This window comes from Bordetella petrii (assembly GCF_020991325.1).
GTDB lineage: Bacteria > Pseudomonadota > Gammaproteobacteria > Burkholderiales > Burkholderiaceae_B > Bordetella_A > Bordetella_A petrii_E.
Map to the genome: position 1 here is coordinate 25733 of NZ_JAJMLX010000008.1, position 16765 is coordinate 42497.

Below are 16765 nucleotides of genomic sequence, written 5' to 3' on the forward strand. Positions count from 1 at the left end.
TTAAAGGTTCGTGAATGAGATCCGTGGCGCACGTGGAAGAGTTCCTGGCAGGGATGGCGGCGGATGAGTGCGTGGTCGTACATTCGGGGGCAGCCCATCCCACCGTGTTGTCACGCCAACTGGCCGAGTCGGCCCGGCTGCTCGATGGACATCGGGTTCATGTTTTGCTGCCATACGGGCCGGTGCCGTATGCGCAAGCGCCGGCGCTGGATCGCCTGGAAATTGCGACATTTCTGCCGGGTGCCGGTTTGCGCCCGGCCATGGATGTCGGGCGTCTGCTAGCCCTGCGGCAGCCCTTGTCCCACGCTCCGGCTTTATTCGGGCGCGAAAAGGCGGTAGGCGCCGTGCTGCTGAGGGTATCGCCCCCAGACGGCAAGGGGCGGGTAAGCCTGGGTGTTTCGGTGGACTATATGCCTGCCGCGCTGCGCAGGGCGCGCCTGGTGATCGCCGAGATCGACCCGAGCATGCCCAGGGTCTGCGGCGATGGCTGGATCAGCGCCGGTCGCATCGACGCATTCGTTCATGCCGAAGACGGCCCGCATGAGGTGCACGCCGCGCCGGCGGACGCCATCGACGACGCGATCGCGAACCATGTGGCCGGCCTGCTGGAAGATGGATCGGTACTGCAACTGGGCGTGGGCGCGTTGCCCGATCGCGTGCTGGCCAAGCTGGGTCACCTGCGGCACCTGGGGTTGCACACGGGAATCATCGGCGATGCGGCGGTGGATCTCATCGCGCGCGGCATCATCGACAACAGCGCGAAAGAGATTCGTCCGGGCGTCAGCGTGGCCACGATGGCGGTGGGCAGCAGCAGGCTCTACACATTCCTGGACGGTAACGCCGCGGTGGAACTGCATCCCTGCTCGATTACGCACGACAGTGGGGTATTGGGCCACCTGCACAGCCTGAATGCGATCAACGCCGCCTTGCAGGTAGACCTGGACGGCCGCGTGAACGCGGAATGGGCGGGCGCCAGGCAAGTGTCGCTGCCTGGCGGACTGCCGGATTTTTCCCGGGCCGCGGCTTCGTCGCCCAAGGGGCGCAGCATCATTGCCCTGCGTTCCCTCGATCGCCAGGGGCGCAGCACCATTGTTCCGTCCTTGCCTGCGAACCGTCCGTCTTCGCTTGAGCCTGAAGACGTGGATTGCTACGTCACCGAGCATGGGGTTGCCGCGGTGCGCGGCTGTTACGGGGATGCGCGCCGCAGGGCGTTGATTGCCATCGCGCATCCCGAGCACCGGGATGCTTTGATGCGTGCGTGACGGCGCCAGGCCTGGCCGGACGTCCGCCGCCCCCTTACGCCACCACCACCGCCACAGCCTGTCCTTCCTGCACCATTTCTCCTTCCGCCACCAGGATCTCGGCAATGGCGCCGCTGGCGGCGGCCAGCACGGGGATTTCCATTTTCATGGATTCCACCAGCATCACGACATCGTCCGGCCCGACCTGGGTGCCGGGCCGTGTTTCGATTTTCCATACCGTGCCGGTGACTTCGGCCACTACATTTATGCGCGCCACGTCAGGTTCTCCTTGGGGGCTGGGGGTTCAGGGCTTGGCCAGTTTCAGGTCCACCAGCAGCTCGCGGGTCGACGCATATTCCGCGTCCAGCACTTTCTGCATGTCTTCATGCCTGGCAAAGCGCGGGCGCCACAGCTGGGTTTTCAGGAACTCGTTCCATTCTTCGCTGGCCGTGACTTTGGCCAGGGCCGATTCCCAGTACTGCAACTGGGACGGTGTCATGTTCCTGGGGCCCAGCACGCCCTGCACCGAGGTGGAGACCGCGTCTATGCCCTGTTCTTTCCAGGTGGGCACGTCCGACAGCTGGCCCGGCAGGCGCTCGGCCGTGGTGGCGGCCAGCAGGCGGATGGTGCCGGCCTTGTACTGCGACAGCACATTGGGCGACGAGGCCGACACCACATCGACGTGGCCGCCCAGCAGCGCGGTCATGGATTCGCCCGATGATTTGTACGGCACGATGACCAGCTTGGTAATGTCCACCCCGGCCTTCTTCAGCGGCTTGGCGATGGCCAGGTGTATGTGGTTGCCCACCGAAGTGGCGATCGCGATCGTCAGTGAATCGGGCTGCTTCTTCAACTGGGCAACCAGGTCGTGGACGTTCTTGAAGGGCGAGTCGGCCCGCACCGCCACCAGCATGGATTCTTCCAGCAACAGCGCAATGGGCGTCATCTCGGCGTACGACAGCGCGTCGGGGTGCAGCACGCGGGCGCTGATCATGCCAGTGCTGAAGGTACCCACCCAGTGGGCATCGCCTTCATGGGCCCGCAGGGTCTGCAGCCCCACGGCCCCGCTGCCGCCGGGCTTGTTGGTAATGACCAGGGTCTGGTCCAGGATCTTCTGTTTCTCGAGCAGGCGCTGCAGTTCGCGCGCGGCAGTGTCCAGCGCGGCGCCGGGCCCGGCGGGCACCACGTATTCCACGCTGTGCTTCGGCGCCCATTGCTGGGCGTCGGCGGGCCAGCCAAAGGTGGCGGCGGCGCATGCCGCCCAGGTCATCAAGCTGCGTAGAGTCGCGTTCATTGTCTGTCTCCTTGCGGAATCGGCTCGGTGGCAGGCCCGGGGGGGCCTGGATGCCGGCGCGTCCGTCGTTGTGGAAAACCGGAACTGCTGCGTCTGGATCCTGAATGGCGTGAAGGGGAAAGCGTTATCGGGCCTGCAAGACCTCCCAGGCGTCTTCGACCCAGTCGCACAGCACGTCGCGGGTTTCGCGCGGGTCGATCACGTCCAGCATGCCGAACTTCTCGGCGGTGCGGAAAGGCGAGGCGATGCGGTGGTAGTAGGCTTCCAGGCGCGCTTGCTCGGCCGCCGGGTCGTCGGCCGAAGCGATCTCGTTGCGGTGGGCCGCCGCCACGCCGCCTTCGATGGGAATGGAGCCCCAGCGCGCCGAGGGCCATGCGTAGCGGTGGTTCAGCTTGGGAAAGTGCTTGGGCGCGTGCAGGCCGCCCGCCATGCCGAAGGCCCGGCGCATGATGATGGACAGCCAGGGCACCGTCGATTTCTCGATGGTGGTCAGTACGCGCACCGCGCCCAGCAGGGTGCCGCTGAGCTCGGCTTCCGGGCCGGTGGCGTTGCCGGGCTGGTCTACCAGGTGCACCACGGGCAGGTTGAAGGTCTGGCACAGTTTGACGTGCCGCTCGATCTTCCAGGCCGAGGTGGTGGTCATGGCGCCGCCGGATACGCGCGGGTCGCTGCACAGGACGCCCACGGGGTAGCCGTTCAGGCGCGCCAGCGCGGTGATGGTGGAACCGCCCTGGTGGCGGCCGATTTCGAACAGGCTGTCGCGGTCGAATACCGAGGCCAGGATCTTGCGCGGGTCGTAGACTTTGCGACGGTCTTTGGGAATGGCGTCTTTCAGCCAGTCGTCGGCCCGGCCGGGCGGGTCGTCGCAGGCGGTGCGTTCGGCCATCTGGCCGGCGTGGCGCGGCAGATACGACAGGAAGCGGCGCACCTGCGCGAAAGCGTCGGCCTCGCTGTCGGCCTCGTTGTGCACCAGGGCGCTGCGGCGGTGCACCTGATAGCCGCCCAATTCGTTCTTGTCGATGTCGATGCCGTAGGCCTGCTTCACCACCGGCGGGCCCGCGGCGAATACTTGCGACTGGTCGCGCACCATGACCGAGAAATGCGACATTAGTACTTTGATGGCGCCCAGGCCGGCGCAGGCGCCCAGCGCCACGCCCACCACGGGGACGGCGTCCAGCAGGGCCACCACCGGCCAGGTCGGGTAGCCGGGGATCTTGCTGCTGCCTTGCTGTTCCAGCAATTTGACGCTGCCGCCGGCCGTGTCCACCAGCCGCACCAGGGGCATCTTCAAGTCCAGCGCCATGCGCTCGGCGTAGATCCACTTGTCGGAGATCGTGGCTTCCGACGAGCCCGCGCGCAGGGTGTAGTCGTCGGCCGAGATCATGGCCTTGCGGCCTTCGACGCGCCCGGAGCCGATGATCGCGTTCACCGGCGACAACGACTGGAAGAAGCCGTCGGCATCGTAGCGGCCCTTGCCGGCGATGCGGCCCAGTTCGCGGAACGACCCGGTGTCGCACAGCAGCGCAATGCGTTCGCGGGCATTCAGGCGGCCGCGTGCCTTGTGCTTGGCCAGCGCCTCGGGGCCGCCCATGGCGGCGGCCTGTTCGCGCCGCCTGGCCAGTTCCTGGCGTTCGGGTTCCCAATCCTGGGCGGCGACGGTGCCGCGAGTTTCTTCCATGGGCTGTTCTCCAATGGTGCCCTAGGGGCGGGTCTTGATGAGGTTCTGTGCCTGCAGTGCCCGGATGTCGTCCGCCGTCATGCCCAGTTCCTGCAGCACGCGCCGCGTGTCGGCGCCCAGGTCCGGGCCGCTGTGGCGGATGTGGCCCGGGGTGCGCGACAGCTTCGGCACCACGCCTGCCTGGGTGGTGTGGCCCAGCGTGGCATGGGGCACGCGCACCAGCATGCCGCGGTCGAGATAATGCGGGTCGTCGTAGATGTCCGCGATGGTGTAGATGCGCGAAGCGGGAATGGATTCGGCGATCAGCAGCTGTTCCAGGGCTTCGGCATCGTGCTGGCGGGTCCAGTCGCCGATGATGGCGTCCAGGGCCGCCATGTTCTGGCGTTCGCCGCGCGCGCGTATGGTGGCAAAGCGCGGGTCGGTCAGCAATCCGGGCTGCCCCATGACCTGGGCCAGGCGGCTGAAGATGATGTTGCTGTTCGCGGCGATAAGCACCCAGGCGCCGTCGGCGCTGGGGTACAGGCTGTTGGGCGCCATGGTGGGCAGGTTGGGCCCCACCCGCTTGGGCACGAAGCCCAGTTTCTCGAAGGCCGGTACGTAGGGCTCCATCTGGCTGAACGAGGTTTCATAAAGCGCCGTGTCCACTACCTGGCCCAGGCCGGTGCGGCCGCGTTCATGAATGGCCATCATGGCGCCGAATGCCGCGTAGACCGCGGTAAGGTAGTCGGTGGTGGCCAGCGCCACGCGGGCCGGCGGGCGGTCGGGGTCGCCCGTCATGTGGCGCACGCCGCCAAAGGCTTCGCAGATGGCGCCGTAGCCGGGCCGGCTGGCATAGGGGCCGTCCTGCCCGTAGCCGCTGATGCGCACCATGACCAGGCCGGGGTTGCTGGCCGACAGTGTGTCGTAGCCCAGGCCCAGACGCTCCATGACGCCGGGACGGTTGTTTTCCACCAGGATGTCGGCCCGGTCGATCAGGGCGCGCGTAATGGCGCGGCCCTGGTCTGATTTCAGGTCCAGCGACACGGAACGCTTGCCGCGCAGGATGGTGGCGGCGTACAGCGACACGTCGTCCACGTGCCTGCCCATCTGGCGCACACCGTCGCCTTCCAGGGGTTCGACCTTGGTGACGTCGGCGCCGAAGTCTGCCAGCAGGCGGGCGCAGGCCGGGCCGGCGATGGTGGAGCAGATCTCCACCACTTTCAGGCCCGCAAGCGGGCCATCGTGGGGCGTGGGGGTCATGCCCGTCTCCGTGCGGGTTGGGGAATGGGTTGCGACAAGCGTTGGACGACGGCATTGCCCGAATCTTCGACGCGTTGCCGCGAAATGGCGATGTAAGTGGCGGCGTCGCCGCGTTCGAGTGCGTCCAGGCCCTTGCGCCACAGCGCGGCGGATGCGCGCCGCCGCTGGGGCGATGCCAGGCTGATGTATGAATAGCGCAGCGTCTGCAATGACAGGGCGGTCAGCATCTGTGTCAGGCGCGGGTTATTGCAGTTGCGCACCGACAGAATAGACAGGCGGTACGAGGTTTCCGCGTAGCGGCCCTGGTCGTTTTCCAGGCGGGCCAGGGTTTCCAGTTTTTCCACGCCGGCGCGCAGCGTGGCCAGGTATTCGGGGCTGTGCCGTGCCGCGATCTTGCGCGCCACGATTTCCAGCAGGCCGACGCGGATTTCGAAGATGTCGCGCACTTCGTCCACGCTCAGGTCGGTGACCACGGCGCCTCGGCGCGGGTAGATGGTGGCCAGCCCCTCGCGTTCCAGGATGCGGATGGCGTCGCGCACCGGCCCGCGGCTGACATGGAAGGAATCGGCCAGGCGCTGCTCGTTCAGCGCTTCGCCCGGCAGCAGCTTGCCCTTGATGATGGCGTCGCCCACCTGGGCGGCGATCTGTTCGGGCACGGTCAGGGTGGGGGCTTGCTGGCGGCCTTCGAACAGGCGGAAGGCCACGGCGTTTTCCAGGTCGGTAAGAAGTTGGCTGGGCTTGGGCACGGCGGGGCGGCGGGTTGCGGAACGTGCTTTTATCGTAGATCACAATTCGATTGTTAACAATCATACGATTTTTATAGCCAGGCCTTGGCCTGGCCGTGGCGCCGGGCCGGGTTACTGCGGCAGGGTGGGGCGGTCTCCGGAGGGGCCCGCGTTACTGCGCTGGCGCCGGTTGGCCAGCCAGTGCAGCGCCAGGGCGGCGGCCAGCAGGCCGGCCATGATCATGCCCCAGAAGATCCAGCCCAGTATCGAGATCACGGTGCCCAGGCCGGCAAAGGCCGGCAGGATCTGGTTGGCGCCTTGCAGCAGCGCCGCCACGGCGGCCTGCAGCGATTCCAGGAAGGCAGGCCCCAGCCAGGCCTGCGCCCAGGCGGGCGGCACCCACGGTGCGGTTGCCAGCGTATCGGGCAGTTGCGCGGAGGCCACTGTGTTCAGCAGCCAGTCGGACAACTGCAGGGCCAGGGCGACCAGGGCGGTCCACAGGGTTGCCAGCACAATGAAGCCCAGCCAGACGAGTTTTTTCATGATTAGTGCGATAAAAACAGGAATGCCAGGATAGGCGATCGCGCAAGGCCTGGCGACTGCCGGGCGACAAAAATATGAGTCAGGCCGTTACACAGCGGGGCGGCCTGCGCGGGGCGCGAGGCGGCGGCCATAACACCCGTCGCGGCCAGGGCTTTTAATGGGATGGTCGCCCTCGGGGTCTAGACTGTCTGGCTGGGATGCCCCGCGTCCGGCGGGCAGGATTTCAGGAGATGAGCATGGATCTGCATCTGCAAGGCAAGCTGGCGCTGGTGTCGGGCTCCAGCAAGGGCATCGGCCACGCCATTGCCACGGGCCTGGCGCGCGAGGGCGCGCGCGTTATCGTGAACGGCCGCACGCAGCAGTCGGTGGACGCCGCCCTTGAGACGTTGCGCGCGCAAGTGCCCGCCGCCCAGGCCGAGGGCCATGCCGGCGATCTGTCGCGCCCGGCCGATATCGCCGCGCTGGTGCAGCGGTTTCCGGCGGTGGACGTGCTGGTGAACAATCTGGGCATTTTCGACCCCAAGCCGTTCGAGGACATTCCGGATGAGGACTGGCAGAGTTTCTTCGATACCAATGTCATGTCGGGCGTGCGCCTGGCGCGTGCCTATCTGCCCGGCATGAAGGCCGCCAACTGGGGGCGCGTGGTGTTCATCAGCAGCGAAAGCGGCATCCAGATTCCGGTCGAGATGATCCACTACGGCGTGACCAAGACGGCGCAGCTAGGCTTGTCGCGCGGGCTGGCGGAAAGCTGCGCGGGCACCGGGGTCACCGTGAACGCGGTGCTGCCCGGGCCGACCAAGTCCGCCGGCGTGCACGAATTTGTCGACAAGCTTTCGGGAGGCAGGCCGTTCGGGGAATTCGAGAAAGAGTTCTTCGAAACCGCGCGTCCCAGTTCATTGCTGAAGCGTTTTGCCACGCCCGAAGAGGTGGCGAACCTGGTGGTGTACGTGTGCTCGGAAGCGTCCTCCGCCACTAACGGGGCGGCGCTGCGGGTGGACGGCGGGGTCGTGCGGGCCGCGTTCTAGCCATGGCAGGCCGCCGCCAACCAGAGAGCTCGCCATGCCCATAGGCCTGCAGGCAGGGCTATGGGGCTTGCTGGGCGCGTCCGCATTGGTGCTGGGCGCGGCACTGGCCTACCTGTTGCGCTTGCCGCGCCGTGTCACGTCGGGCGTGTTGGCATTCGGCTGCGGGGTGCTGATATCGGCGGTGGCGTACGACCTGCTGGCCGAAGGCTTCAAGCTGGGCGGCTTCGCGCCGATTCTGGGCGGCGCCCTGGCGGGCTCGGTGATCTACACCATCGCCAACTGGCTGGTCACCCACCATGGCGGACGCCGCCGCAGGCGCCGCGCCAGCGGCCCGTCCGCCGACGGCGAAAGCAGCGGCACCGCCATCGCCATCGGCGCCTTGCTGGACGGCATTCCCGAATCCCTGGTGCTGGGCGTGGGATTGGTGGCTGGCGGCGCCATCAGCATGCCCATGCTGGTGGCGATTCTGCTGTCGAACCTGCCGGAAGGCATGTCCAGTGCCGCCGACATGCGGCGCGCGGGACGCGGCAAGGCTTATGTGTTCGGCGTATGGGTAGGAGTGGCGCTGCTGTCGGGCCTGGCGGCCGGGCTGGGCGCCACCGTATTCAGCAATGCCTCGCCGCAGACGCTGGCCGCGGTCAACGCCGTGGCCGCGGGGGCCCTGCTGACCATGATCGTGGACACGATGGTTCCGGAAGCTCTGCGCGGGCAGGGCGGCGCCACGGGGCTGCTGGTGGTGCTGGGCCTGCTGAGCGCGTTCGCCTTGCGCTGAGGCCGCCGGACACTACCGGGCCTGCAGGCCGCCTATCAGGGTGCGCACCATTTTCGCCGCCAGGCGTTTTTTCGCTTGCGCGCCGGCGTCCGCTTCGGGCCGGTACCAGATCAATGACCATTGCAGCCCGCCCAGCACGGTTTTCACGGCAATGGAGACATCCAGCGCGGCCAGCGATTTGTCTGCCTTGGCGGCCGCCATCTGCTGCTTGAACAGATGTTCAAAGCGGTCGCGGCTGTCGATGAGTTCGTCGAGCACCTGGCGCTGCGCCGGTGTCAGCGCGCCGAACCGGTGCAGCTGCACGCCCTGCACCACCACGCTTTCGTAGGCGTGGTGCTCGAACAGGGCCATGGCATGGGCCGTTAGCATGGCCTCGAGCACGGCCAGGCCATTGCCGCGGGTGCGCATGGCGGGTTCGACGGCAGCGAACAGCAGCGCCATGCCGTGGCGGTGCACGTCGAAGAACAGGTCGACCTTGGACGCGTAATAGTGGTAGATGCGGCCCTTGGTGGCCCCCATGCGCCGCGCGACGTCGTCCAGCGTGGTGGCGTGGAAACCCTGTTCCATGAAGCACTCGGCGGCGGTCTGCAGGATTTCCTGGGTGGATATGGCTCGGCGTTGCATAGGAGGGGTCCGGAGGATGCCGCGGGGCGCAGGCCAGTTTACCCGGCGGGGCCGGGGCGCCGCGGCGCGCTGGGTCCAAGGATACCCTGGCTTGCATCAAAAAAACATACCGAGTAGGATGTTTTTGGGCAAAAAAGGAGCAAACTCATGCGTGTGATGATTACCGGCGCGGCCGGTTTTCTGGGAACGGCGCTGACCCGCAGCCTGATACGTGCCGGGCGCCTGGCGCCGGCAGGGGCGCCGGAACCTATCAGTGACCTGCTGCTGGTCGACAGGCAGCCCGTTGCCGTGCCCGCGGATGCGCCGCTGCCGGTGCGCACCCTGGCGGGCGATGTGGCCGACCCGGCCTTCACCGCCAAGCTGGCCGCGCAGGGTTGCGATTCGATCTTCCACTTGGCGGCCAGCCTGACGCTGCAGGCCGAGCAGGACCACGAACAGGCCTACGCCACCAATGTGGCGCCGGTGCGGCAGTTGATCGAATGCGCCGCCAGGCCGCCGCGTTTTGTGTTCGCCAGTTCAATCGCGGTTTTTGGCGGCGTCTTGCCGGAAATGGTAGATGACTCGGTGCGCGCCGAGCCAGACACCACCTACGGTACGCACAAGGCCATGGTGGAGCTGCTGCTGGCCAATTACAGCCGCCTGGGCAAGGCCGATGGCCGCGCGTTGCGCCTGCCTATTGTGCTGATCCGCCCGGGCGCAGCCAGCCCCGCGGTGTCCGACCGCGTGGCCGCCATCGTGCGCGAACCGCTGGCCGGCCAGGACACGGTAGTGGGTCTGGCACCCGGCACGCGCATTCCGGTGGCCTCGGCGGACGCCGTGGCGCAGGCCTTGCTGCGCCTGCACGACGTGCCGGCGGAACAACTGCCCCATGGGCGGGCCATGAATCTGCCCGCGCTGACCGTCAGCATCGGCGACATGGTGGACAGCATGCGGCGGCGCGGCGCGGGCCGGCCTCTGGGGCAGGTGCGTTACCAACCCGACGCGGCGCTGCAGCGCATTGTGGACAGCTGGCCGAAAGGCTTTGTGTCGCGCCACGCACAGGGCCTGGGCCTGCGGGCCGATGCCGATTTCGACGCCATCATCGATCAGTACCTGGCCCATGACCAGGCCGGCTGATCGCCCAACTTCGACTTCCACCATGACCGATACCAGCAACCCTTCCGGCGCCGGACTGCCGGTATGCATCATCGGCGCCGGGTCGTCCGGCATGACCGCGGCCAAGGCCCTGAAAGAAAAAGGCGTCGCCTTCGAGTGCTTCGAGATCGGCTCGAACCTGGGCGGCATGTGGCGCTACGAGAACGACAACGGCATGTCGTCGGCATACCGCAGCCTGCATATCGACACCAGCCGCCGCAACCTGGGTTACTCGGACTACCCCATACCGGACACGTATCCCGATTTCCTGTCGCACTTCGAGGTGCTGCAGTACCTGGAAAACTATGCGGACCATTTCGGCGTGCGGCCGCATATCCGCTTCAACACCCGGGTCGAACGCGTGGAACCGCAGCCGGATGGCACCTGGCGGGTAGCGGTGCAGGGCGGGCAGGCACGGCGCTATCGCGCCGTGGTGGTTGCCAACGGGCACCTGTGGGATCCGCGCTGGGCGGCCTTCGACGGCGGGTTCGACGGCGAACAGCTGCATTCGCATCATTACCGTACGGCCGAGCCCTTCAAGGGCAAGCGCGTGCTGATCGTGGGCATAGGCAATTCGGCGGTGGACGTGGCGGTGGACCTGTGCAAGACCGCCGACGCCACGTTCTTGTCCACGCGGCGCAGCGCCTGGATCATGCCCAAGTACATCATGGGGCATCCCATCGACCGCTGGCTGGGTTTCTTCGCCGGCCGGCTGCGCCTGCCCACCCGCGCCGCGCGCGCCATCGTGCGGTGGCTGGCGTATCTGGCCACCGGAGACCAGGCGCGCTTCGGCATTCCGCGGCCCGCGCACCCGGTGTGGCGCGAGCACGCCACGCTCAGCCAGGAACTGATTCCGTACTGCGGCCATGGCTGGATCAAGATCAAGCCGGACGTCGCGCAACTGGATGGCGCCAGCGTCGCGTTCCAGGATGGCTCAAGCGAAGCCATCGACGTGATCATCCACGCCACTGGCTACCAGGCCAGCTTTCCTTTCCTGGCGCCCGAGGTGTTTGCGGTGCGCGAGGGGCGTGCGAACCTGTACCGCCGGATGCTGGTGCCCGGCCATCCCGGCCTGTATCTGCTGGGGTTGGTGCAGCCCATAGGGCCCACCATTCCCCTTGTAGAGGTGCAAGGCCGCTGGCTGGCATCGGTGCTGGCCGATGAGACGCGGCTGCCGGCCCAGGATGCGATGCGCGCGGAAATCGAGGCCCACCACCAGCAGCGCGCGCGCCGCTATGTCGGGTCGGCGCGCTATACGCTGGAAGTAGATGGACGCGCCTATCGCCGCCAGCTGGCGCAGGACATGGCGCGCGGCATGGCCGGGGCCTGATTCACTCCGATGGGCGGGTGGCGGTCAGTCCGGTGGGCGCGCCATCGATGGCCGTCCATCCGCCGTCCACGGCAAGCGAGGTGCCGGTGATATAGCTGGCCGCATCGGACGCCAGGAATGCCACCGCCGAGCCGACTTCCGACGGCTGCCCCCAGCGGTTGAACACTGTATGCGACGCATAGGTGTCGTAGATATCGCGGCGCTCTTTCAGCGGGGCGGTCAGGCGGGTTTCGATGACACCGGGCATGACGGCGTTGACGCGCACCCCGTACGGCCCGGCTTCGGCGGCAAACCCCTTGATCATCTGGGCGATGCCGGCCTTGCTGGCGGCATAGATGCCCAACCCCGGCTCGATGGTGACCGCGCGCATCGACGAGCACAGGACCAGGCTGCCGCCGCCCTGTTTCATCATCGGTGCGCCGAACGCGCGCAGGAAACGGAAGGCGCCTTTCAAGTTCAGGTTGATGACCGAATCGAACTCTTCTTCGGTGTAGTCGACGATCAGTTTGCGTATGTTCAGCGCTGGCGTGCTGACGGCAATATCCACTTTGCCGTGCGCGGACAGCACGCGCTCGGCCAGGCCGGCGATGTCGGCGCCGCTGGCGCCGTCGATCGTGTGCCATTCGGCGGATCCCGCCCGGGAGATCTGCGCGGCGGTGTCCTGTACGGCCTGGGTGTCGCGGTCGGCGCACACGACATGCGCGCCCAGCGCGCCGAGCGCCTGCGCCGATGCCTGGCCTATGCCGGATCCCGCGCCCAGCACGACGGCGGTCTTGCCGGCCAGGTCGAACAACTGACGGTAGTTTTGCATGGTGGGTACTCGTAGAACAGGAATAAGACGGATCAGGGCTTGGGCGTGAAGAACGGCACCGATGTCATCAGCTGATTGCGCTGCGCCAGCAGGTAGCCCGCGTCGCCGCTGCGCGTCAGGTACTGTGCCCAGTCCGGGTCGGCCTGCAGGGCGGCACGCTTGCGGGCACGGTCGGCGGCGTCGTCATACACCCAGATGTGCACATAGCTGTTCACATCGCCGGTCTCGGTCTGCATGTACGCCAGCGGCTCGCCCAGGTGCCGGCGTTGTACCGCGAAGCCGTGTTCGGCGTACAGCGCCAGGTGCTTCTTGATCTTGCCGGGGTGGCAGGTATAGGTTCTTACGTCGTAAAGCATGGGGTTCTCCGAAGGGTAGGGATAAAGAGGCCAGGCAGGGTCATTGGGCCTGGGGGCGGGTGCCGGCTGGCGCGCTGCGCGGCCGGGTTGTCTTGATGGCAGTCCAGACATCGCGCAATGCATAAATCGTCATTAACAGGCCGGCTATCGGCACGCAGGCGTAGGCCCACGACTGCGGCAGTTCCAGCACCGGGGTGGTGGCCGAGGTTCGCGAAACGAACAGCGCGCCATACACCAGCAGCACGCTCGCGAACAACAGGCCCAGCAGCGCGATGGCCAGGCGCTGCGCCCAGGCGCCGCGCTTGTCCGCCAGATAATCGGCCAGCAGGTCGATGGAAAAGTGCTCGCGCTCTCGCCACAGCGCGCTGGCGCCGATGAATACCAGCCAGGCGAACAGCGCGGTGACGACCTCGTCGAACCAGTTCATCGAGAACAGGCCCACAAGGCGGTTGACGATATTGACCGCCACGAGCAGGGTCAGGGCGGCCAGGCAGGCGATCGTGAACACCCGCAGCAGGGTGCCCAGGGCCTGGTCTAGGCGGGCGACGAAATCATGGTTCATAGCAGAGTCCTTGGCAGCCACAGGGATACGGCGGGCCAGTAGGCCACCATCAATGTCACCGCCGCGATGGCGATCAGCAGGGGCCACAGTTCGGCAACGATCGCGCCCACCTTCACGCCGGATACACTGCTGACCGCGAACAGCAGGATGCCGACCGGAGGCGTCAGCAGGCCGATCATCGAGCACATGACCATCAGCATGCCGAACTGCACCGGGTCCATGCCGATGTGGCTGATGACAGGCATGAAAATGGGCACCGTGATGATGATGACGGCCACGCCCTCCAGGAACAGGCCTACTACTACCAGCACCAGGATGATCAGCGCCACGATTTCCCAGGGCACGGTGGAAATGGCCGTAATGCCCTGGATCATGGCGTCGGGAATGCGCTTGTGCACCAGGAACCAGGTCAGGAACCCTGCCGAGGCAATAATGAACAGCACGCGTATGGTGTGCTGCAGCGTGGTCCACAGCACGCCGGGCAAGTCTGAAAGACGGATCTCCTTGTAGACGAACAGCCCCAGTGCCAGGCAGTACAGCACGGCGACCACGCCGCCTTCGGTGGGAGTGAACACGCCGACGGCCAGCCCGCCGATGATGATGACTGGCGCCAGCATGGGCAGCAGCGCGCCCATGAAGGATTCCCGCAATTCGCGCAGGCTGGCGCGGCGTTCCACGGGATAGTTGCGGCGCCGGGAAATCACCCAGATTGCCGTCATCAGGGCCACGGTCAGCAGAATGCCGGGGACGATGCCCGCGATGAACAACTGCACCACCGACACCCCTGTCAGGCCGCCGAAGATGACCATGGGGACGCTGGGGGGAAACACCGGGCCGATGGTGGCCGATGCCGCGGTGACGGCCGCCGAGAACCGGGGTTCGAAGCCGGCGTCGTTCATGGCCTTGATTTCCACCTGGCCCATGCCGGCGGCGTCGCCGACCGCGGTGCCCGACATGCCCGAGAAGATCAGGCTGCCCACGACATTGACCTGGGCCAGGCCGCCCGTGAAATGGCCCACCAGGGCGTGCGCGAAGCGGAAGATGCGGTCGGTGATGCCGCCGGTGTTCATCAGCGCGCCGGCCAGGATGAAGAAAGGAATGGCAAGCAGCGTGAATCCCGATGACGCGGAAAACATGCGCTGGGCCATCATGGTCAGGGCCTGGGTCTCGCCGGCGAGCAGGTAGCTGATGATCGCGGTTGCGCCCAGCGCCACGGCAATGGGCACGCCCAGCATGATGAGGGCGAGCAGTCCGCCCACGACTAGTACGGCTTGCATAGCAGTTCTCTCAGTGTTGCCGCGCCGCGGACGCCGGCAGGCCGGACGCCGGGGCGCGCGCCGGTTACTTCGCCAGCATGTCCAGGAATGTCTTCATGTTCTCCTTGCCCGCGTATGCCGCCACGCGGTCGTAGGCGGGTTGCATCAGGGCGCGGAACTTCGCGATGTCGGGCCGGGTAACGTTCACGCCAGCGGCCTCGATCTTGGCGATTTCGGAGGCCTCTTGTTCGGCCACCAGTTTGCGCATCAGCAGGCCGGCCGACCGGCTTTCCTCGCGCACCACCGCCTGTTGTTCCGGGGTGAGTTTCTTCCAGCTGGAAAGGCTGATCACGTGCGTCATGCTGTTGTACACATGCTGGGTCAGCGCCAGGTTCTTCTGCACTTCATAGAGCTTGAAGTGGTAGATGACGCCTATCGGGTTTTCCTGGCCGTCGACCACGCCCTGGTTCAGCGCGGCCACCAGTTCGGGGAAGGCGATTTGCGTCGTGGACGCACCCGCCGCCTCCAGCGCGGCGATGATCTGCAGTTCCGGCGGCGTGCGCAGCTTCAGCCCCTTCATGTCATCGGGGGTATTGATAGGGTGGCGCGAGTTCGTCACGTTGCGAAAGCCGTATTCCCACGTCGACAGCAGCACCAGCCCTTTCTTTTCCAGGCGCGGCGCAACCCAGTCGTAGAACGGGCCGTCCAGCACGCGGTGCGCGTCCGCGTAGCTGGAGAAGGCGTAAGGCGTCATGACAGTGGCGAAGGCTTTCTCGTACTTGTCCAGCGCGCCCTGGGTGGGCAGGTTCATGTCGATGACGCCCAGCGAAGTCTGTTCCAGCTGATCGGGTGGTGAGCCCAGTTGATTGGCGGGATACAGCTCGACCAATACTTCGCCCTTGGTGCGGGCCTCGACGTTCTTCTTGAACTGCAGCGACGCGGTATGGGCGGGGTGCGATTCCGCCGCGAAATGCGCCAGTTTCAGGGTGGTGGCGGCATGGGCGGGGCCCAGCGCCGACCAGGCCAGCGCGGCGCTCAAGGCCAGGCGGACAAGGCCGCGGGAGGGTTTCAGGTGCATGTCGGTCTCCTTTCTCTTTGGTGTATTTGCCGCTTCAGGCGGCGGCTTGCTGGGCGCGCTTGCGCAGTTCGGTCAGCGTGGCGCGCGGGGTGATGATCTCGGGGTCGATCTGCAGTTCTATCAGTGCCGCCTGGGGGCAGGACAGCGCGCGCCGCAGCGCCGGCGCGAAGTCTTCGTCGCGGCAGACCCGTTCCGCCTGCAGCCCGAAAGACTGGGCATACTTCACGAAGTCGGGGTTGCTCAGGTCGGTGCCGATGGCGCGGCCTGGGTAATTGTTCTCTTGATGCATGCGTATCGTGCCGTACATGCTGTTGTTGAAGACGATGAACACAATGTGCAGGCCGTGGCGGCGGACGGTGGCCAGTTCCTGGGAGCTCATCAGGAAACATCCGTCGCCGGCCAGGCAGATCACCTGCCGACCGGGGTGCAGCAGCTTGGCCGCGATGGCCGACGGCACACCGTAGCCCATGGCGCCGCTGGTGGGCGCCAGTTGGCAGCCGGGTTGCGAGAACTGGTAGTAGCGGTGTGCCCAGGCACTGTAGTTGCCCGCGCCATTGGTCAGGATGGCGTCGGGCGCCAGGGTATCGCGCAAGACCGCGATGACGCGGGCGGGGTCCAGCGCAACCTGGCGCGGCGCCGGGGTGACATACTGTTCGTATTCGTCGCGCAGCGCCGCGCGCCAGGCGCCGCGTGCCGATTGCGCGGCAGCCAGGGCGGGTTCCCATTCACCGACGGCGGCCGCGAAGGTGTTCATGTCGCTGAGGATCTGCGTCTCTGCCTGGTACACGCGGCCCAGCTCTTCCGCCGATGCCAGGACGTGCACGAGCTTCTGGCGCGGCACGGGCACGTCCAGCAGGGTATAGCCGCCGGTTACCATTTCGCCCAGCCGAGTTCCCACGGCGATCAGCAGGTCGGCGTCGCGCACCGCTTTGGCCAGCGCGGGGTTGACGCCTATACCCACTTCGCCCACATAGAACAAATTGCGGTTGTCGAACAGATCTTGGCGGCGGAAGGCGCAGGCCAGGCGGATCAGCGTATGCAGGCAACGTTGTGTCACGGCGCGCGGCAGGCCGGCGCGGCGGGCCAGGTCGGCCGCT

18 protein-coding genes are annotated in these 16765 nt (G+C 66.6%); 5 read left to right on the forward strand and 13 right to left on the reverse strand.

All coding sequences use genetic code 11. The features are described from left to right. The first annotated feature begins 14 nt into the window (after positions 1 to 14). Positions 15 to 1262 carry an acetyl-CoA hydrolase/transferase family protein gene (locus LPZ50_RS02000; protein WP_230656972.1) on the forward strand — a complete coding sequence of 416 codons (1248 nt, stop codon included), beginning with the start codon at positions 15 to 17 and terminating at the stop codon, positions 1260 to 1262. 34 nt (positions 1263 to 1296) lie between these two features. On the opposite strand, the gene LPZ50_RS02005 is transcribed toward LPZ50_RS02000, so the two are convergent. The 6 genes from LPZ50_RS02005 to LPZ50_RS02030 form a co-directional block, all read right to left on the reverse strand. Then, positions 1297 to 1518 carry an acetyl-CoA carboxylase biotin carboxyl carrier protein subunit gene (locus tag LPZ50_RS02005; RefSeq protein ID WP_230656976.1) on the reverse strand — a complete coding sequence of 74 codons (222 nt, stop codon included), beginning with the start codon at positions 1516 to 1518 and terminating at the stop codon, positions 1297 to 1299. A 27-nt stretch (positions 1519 to 1545) separates the two neighbouring features. Continuing rightward, complete coding sequence (locus LPZ50_RS02010; RefSeq protein WP_230656977.1) at positions 1546 to 2535, reverse strand: Bug family tripartite tricarboxylate transporter substrate binding protein; 990 nt, start codon at positions 2533 to 2535, stop codon at positions 1546 to 1548. A gap of 124 nt (positions 2536 to 2659) precedes the next feature. Further along, the gene (locus tag LPZ50_RS02015; RefSeq protein ID WP_230656979.1) at positions 2660 to 4213 is read right to left on the reverse strand and encodes an acyl-CoA carboxylase subunit beta; all 1554 of its coding nucleotides are present in this window, start codon (positions 4211 to 4213) and stop codon (positions 2660 to 2662) included. Positions 4214 to 4234: 21 nt separating this feature from the next. Continuing rightward, positions 4235 to 5452 (reverse strand): CaiB/BaiF CoA transferase family protein, encoded by a 1218-nt coding sequence (locus LPZ50_RS02020; protein WP_230656981.1) that lies wholly within the window; start codon positions 5450 to 5452, stop codon positions 4235 to 4237. Beyond that, a complete protein-coding gene (locus tag LPZ50_RS02025) occupies positions 5449 to 6198 on the reverse strand; it encodes a GntR family transcriptional regulator (protein ID WP_230656983.1) in 750 nt (249 codons plus the stop codon). The genes LPZ50_RS02020 and LPZ50_RS02025 overlap by 4 nt, the downstream gene beginning before the upstream one ends. 111 nt (positions 6199 to 6309) lie before the next feature. Continuing rightward, positions 6310 to 6720, reverse strand: a complete 411-nt coding sequence (locus LPZ50_RS02030) for a hypothetical protein (protein WP_230656985.1) — start codon at positions 6718 to 6720, stop codon at positions 6310 to 6312. A gap of 236 nt (positions 6721 to 6956) precedes the next feature. On the opposite strand from LPZ50_RS02030, the gene LPZ50_RS02035 reads away from it, so the two are divergent. Next, positions 6957 to 7745, forward strand: coding sequence for an SDR family NAD(P)-dependent oxidoreductase (locus tag LPZ50_RS02035; protein ID WP_230656987.1), 789 nt, complete (start codon positions 6957 to 6959; stop codon positions 7743 to 7745). Between the two features lie 34 nt (positions 7746 to 7779). Beyond that, on the forward strand, positions 7780 to 8517 hold the full coding sequence (locus LPZ50_RS02040) for a ZIP family metal transporter (RefSeq protein WP_230656989.1): 738 nt from the start codon (positions 7780 to 7782) through the stop codon (positions 8515 to 8517). Between the two features lie 12 nt (positions 8518 to 8529). Here the strand turns inward: LPZ50_RS02040 and LPZ50_RS02045 are convergent, their stop codons facing one another. Continuing rightward, on the reverse strand, positions 8530 to 9141 hold the full coding sequence (locus LPZ50_RS02045; RefSeq protein WP_230656991.1) for a TetR/AcrR family transcriptional regulator: 612 nt from the start codon (positions 9139 to 9141) through the stop codon (positions 8530 to 8532). A 147-nt stretch (positions 9142 to 9288) separates the two neighbouring features. Between LPZ50_RS02045 and LPZ50_RS02050 the strand changes: the two genes are divergently transcribed. Further along, on the forward strand, positions 9289 to 10257 hold the full coding sequence (locus LPZ50_RS02050; RefSeq protein WP_230656993.1) for an NAD-dependent epimerase/dehydratase family protein: 969 nt from the start codon (positions 9289 to 9291) through the stop codon (positions 10255 to 10257). A 22-nt stretch (positions 10258 to 10279) separates the two neighbouring features. After that, positions 10280 to 11605 (forward strand): flavin-containing monooxygenase, encoded by a 1326-nt coding sequence (locus tag LPZ50_RS02055; protein ID WP_230656994.1) that lies wholly within the window; start codon positions 10280 to 10282, stop codon positions 11603 to 11605. Between the two features lies 1 nt (position 11606). On the opposite strand, the gene LPZ50_RS02060 is transcribed toward LPZ50_RS02055, so the two are convergent. The 6 genes from LPZ50_RS02060 to LPZ50_RS02085 form a co-directional block, all read right to left on the reverse strand. Further along, a complete protein-coding gene (locus LPZ50_RS02060) occupies positions 11607 to 12416 on the reverse strand; it encodes an SDR family NAD(P)-dependent oxidoreductase (protein WP_230656995.1) in 810 nt (269 codons plus the stop codon). Positions 12417 to 12448: 32 nt separating this feature from the next. Next, positions 12449 to 12772, reverse strand: coding sequence for an NIPSNAP family protein (locus LPZ50_RS02065; RefSeq protein WP_230656997.1), 324 nt, complete (start codon positions 12770 to 12772; stop codon positions 12449 to 12451). 40 nt (positions 12773 to 12812) lie between these two features. Beyond that, the gene (locus LPZ50_RS02070; RefSeq protein WP_230656999.1) at positions 12813 to 13334 is read right to left on the reverse strand and encodes a TRAP transporter small permease; all 522 of its coding nucleotides are present in this window, start codon (positions 13332 to 13334) and stop codon (positions 12813 to 12815) included. Further along, complete coding sequence (locus tag LPZ50_RS02075) at positions 13331 to 14611, reverse strand: TRAP transporter large permease (protein WP_230657001.1); 1281 nt, start codon at positions 14609 to 14611, stop codon at positions 13331 to 13333. Before LPZ50_RS02075 ends, LPZ50_RS02070 begins: the two co-directional genes overlap by 4 nt. A gap of 64 nt (positions 14612 to 14675) precedes the next feature. After that, on the reverse strand, positions 14676 to 15668 hold the full coding sequence (locus LPZ50_RS02080; protein ID WP_230657003.1) for a TRAP transporter substrate-binding protein: 993 nt from the start codon (positions 15666 to 15668) through the stop codon (positions 14676 to 14678). 34 nt (positions 15669 to 15702) lie between these two features. Continuing rightward, the coding region (locus tag LPZ50_RS02085; protein WP_230657006.1) for a thiamine pyrophosphate-dependent enzyme at positions 15703 to 16765 on the reverse strand (1063 nt) is incomplete at its 5' end.

Excerpts from the sequence above, each read along its gene's own strand:
- LPZ50_RS02000 (WP_230656972.1), top strand. The coding sequence starts at position 15 with ATGAGATCCGTGGCGCACGTGGAAGAGTTCCTGGCAGGGATGGCGGCG.
- LPZ50_RS02060 (WP_230656995.1), bottom strand. The coding sequence starts at position 12,416 with ATGCAAAACTACCGTCAGTTGTTCGACCTGGCCGGCAAGACCGCCGTC.
- LPZ50_RS02065 (WP_230656997.1), bottom strand. The coding sequence starts at position 12,772 with ATGCTTTACGACGTAAGAACCTATACCTGCCACCCCGGCAAGATCAAG.
- LPZ50_RS02035 (WP_230656987.1), top strand. The coding sequence starts at position 6,957 with ATGGATCTGCATCTGCAAGGCAAGCTGGCGCTGGTGTCGGGCTCCAGC.
- LPZ50_RS02040 (WP_230656989.1), top strand. The coding sequence starts at position 7,780 with ATGCCCATAGGCCTGCAGGCAGGGCTATGGGGCTTGCTGGGCGCGTCC.
- LPZ50_RS02055 (WP_230656994.1), top strand. The coding sequence starts at position 10,280 with ATGACCGATACCAGCAACCCTTCCGGCGCCGGACTGCCGGTATGCATC.
- LPZ50_RS02050 (WP_230656993.1), top strand. The coding sequence starts at position 9,289 with ATGCGTGTGATGATTACCGGCGCGGCCGGTTTTCTGGGAACGGCGCTG.
- LPZ50_RS02030 (WP_230656985.1), bottom strand. The coding sequence starts at position 6,720 with ATGAAAAAACTCGTCTGGCTGGGCTTCATTGTGCTGGCAACCCTGTGG.
- LPZ50_RS02010 (WP_230656977.1), bottom strand. The coding sequence starts at position 2,535 with ATGAACGCGACTCTACGCAGCTTGATGACCTGGGCGGCATGCGCCGCC.
- LPZ50_RS02015 (WP_230656979.1), bottom strand. The coding sequence starts at position 4,213 with ATGGAAGAAACTCGCGGCACCGTCGCCGCCCAGGATTGGGAACCCGAA.
- LPZ50_RS02020 (WP_230656981.1), bottom strand. The coding sequence starts at position 5,452 with ATGACCCCCACGCCCCACGATGGCCCGCTTGCGGGCCTGAAAGTGGTG.
- LPZ50_RS02045 (WP_230656991.1), bottom strand. The coding sequence starts at position 9,141 with ATGCAACGCCGAGCCATATCCACCCAGGAAATCCTGCAGACCGCCGCC.
- LPZ50_RS02070 (WP_230656999.1), bottom strand. The coding sequence starts at position 13,334 with ATGAACCATGATTTCGTCGCCCGCCTAGACCAGGCCCTGGGCACCCTG.
- LPZ50_RS02075 (WP_230657001.1), bottom strand. The coding sequence starts at position 14,611 with ATGCAAGCCGTACTAGTCGTGGGCGGACTGCTCGCCCTCATCATGCTG.
- LPZ50_RS02080 (WP_230657003.1), bottom strand. The coding sequence starts at position 15,668 with ATGCACCTGAAACCCTCCCGCGGCCTTGTCCGCCTGGCCTTGAGCGCC.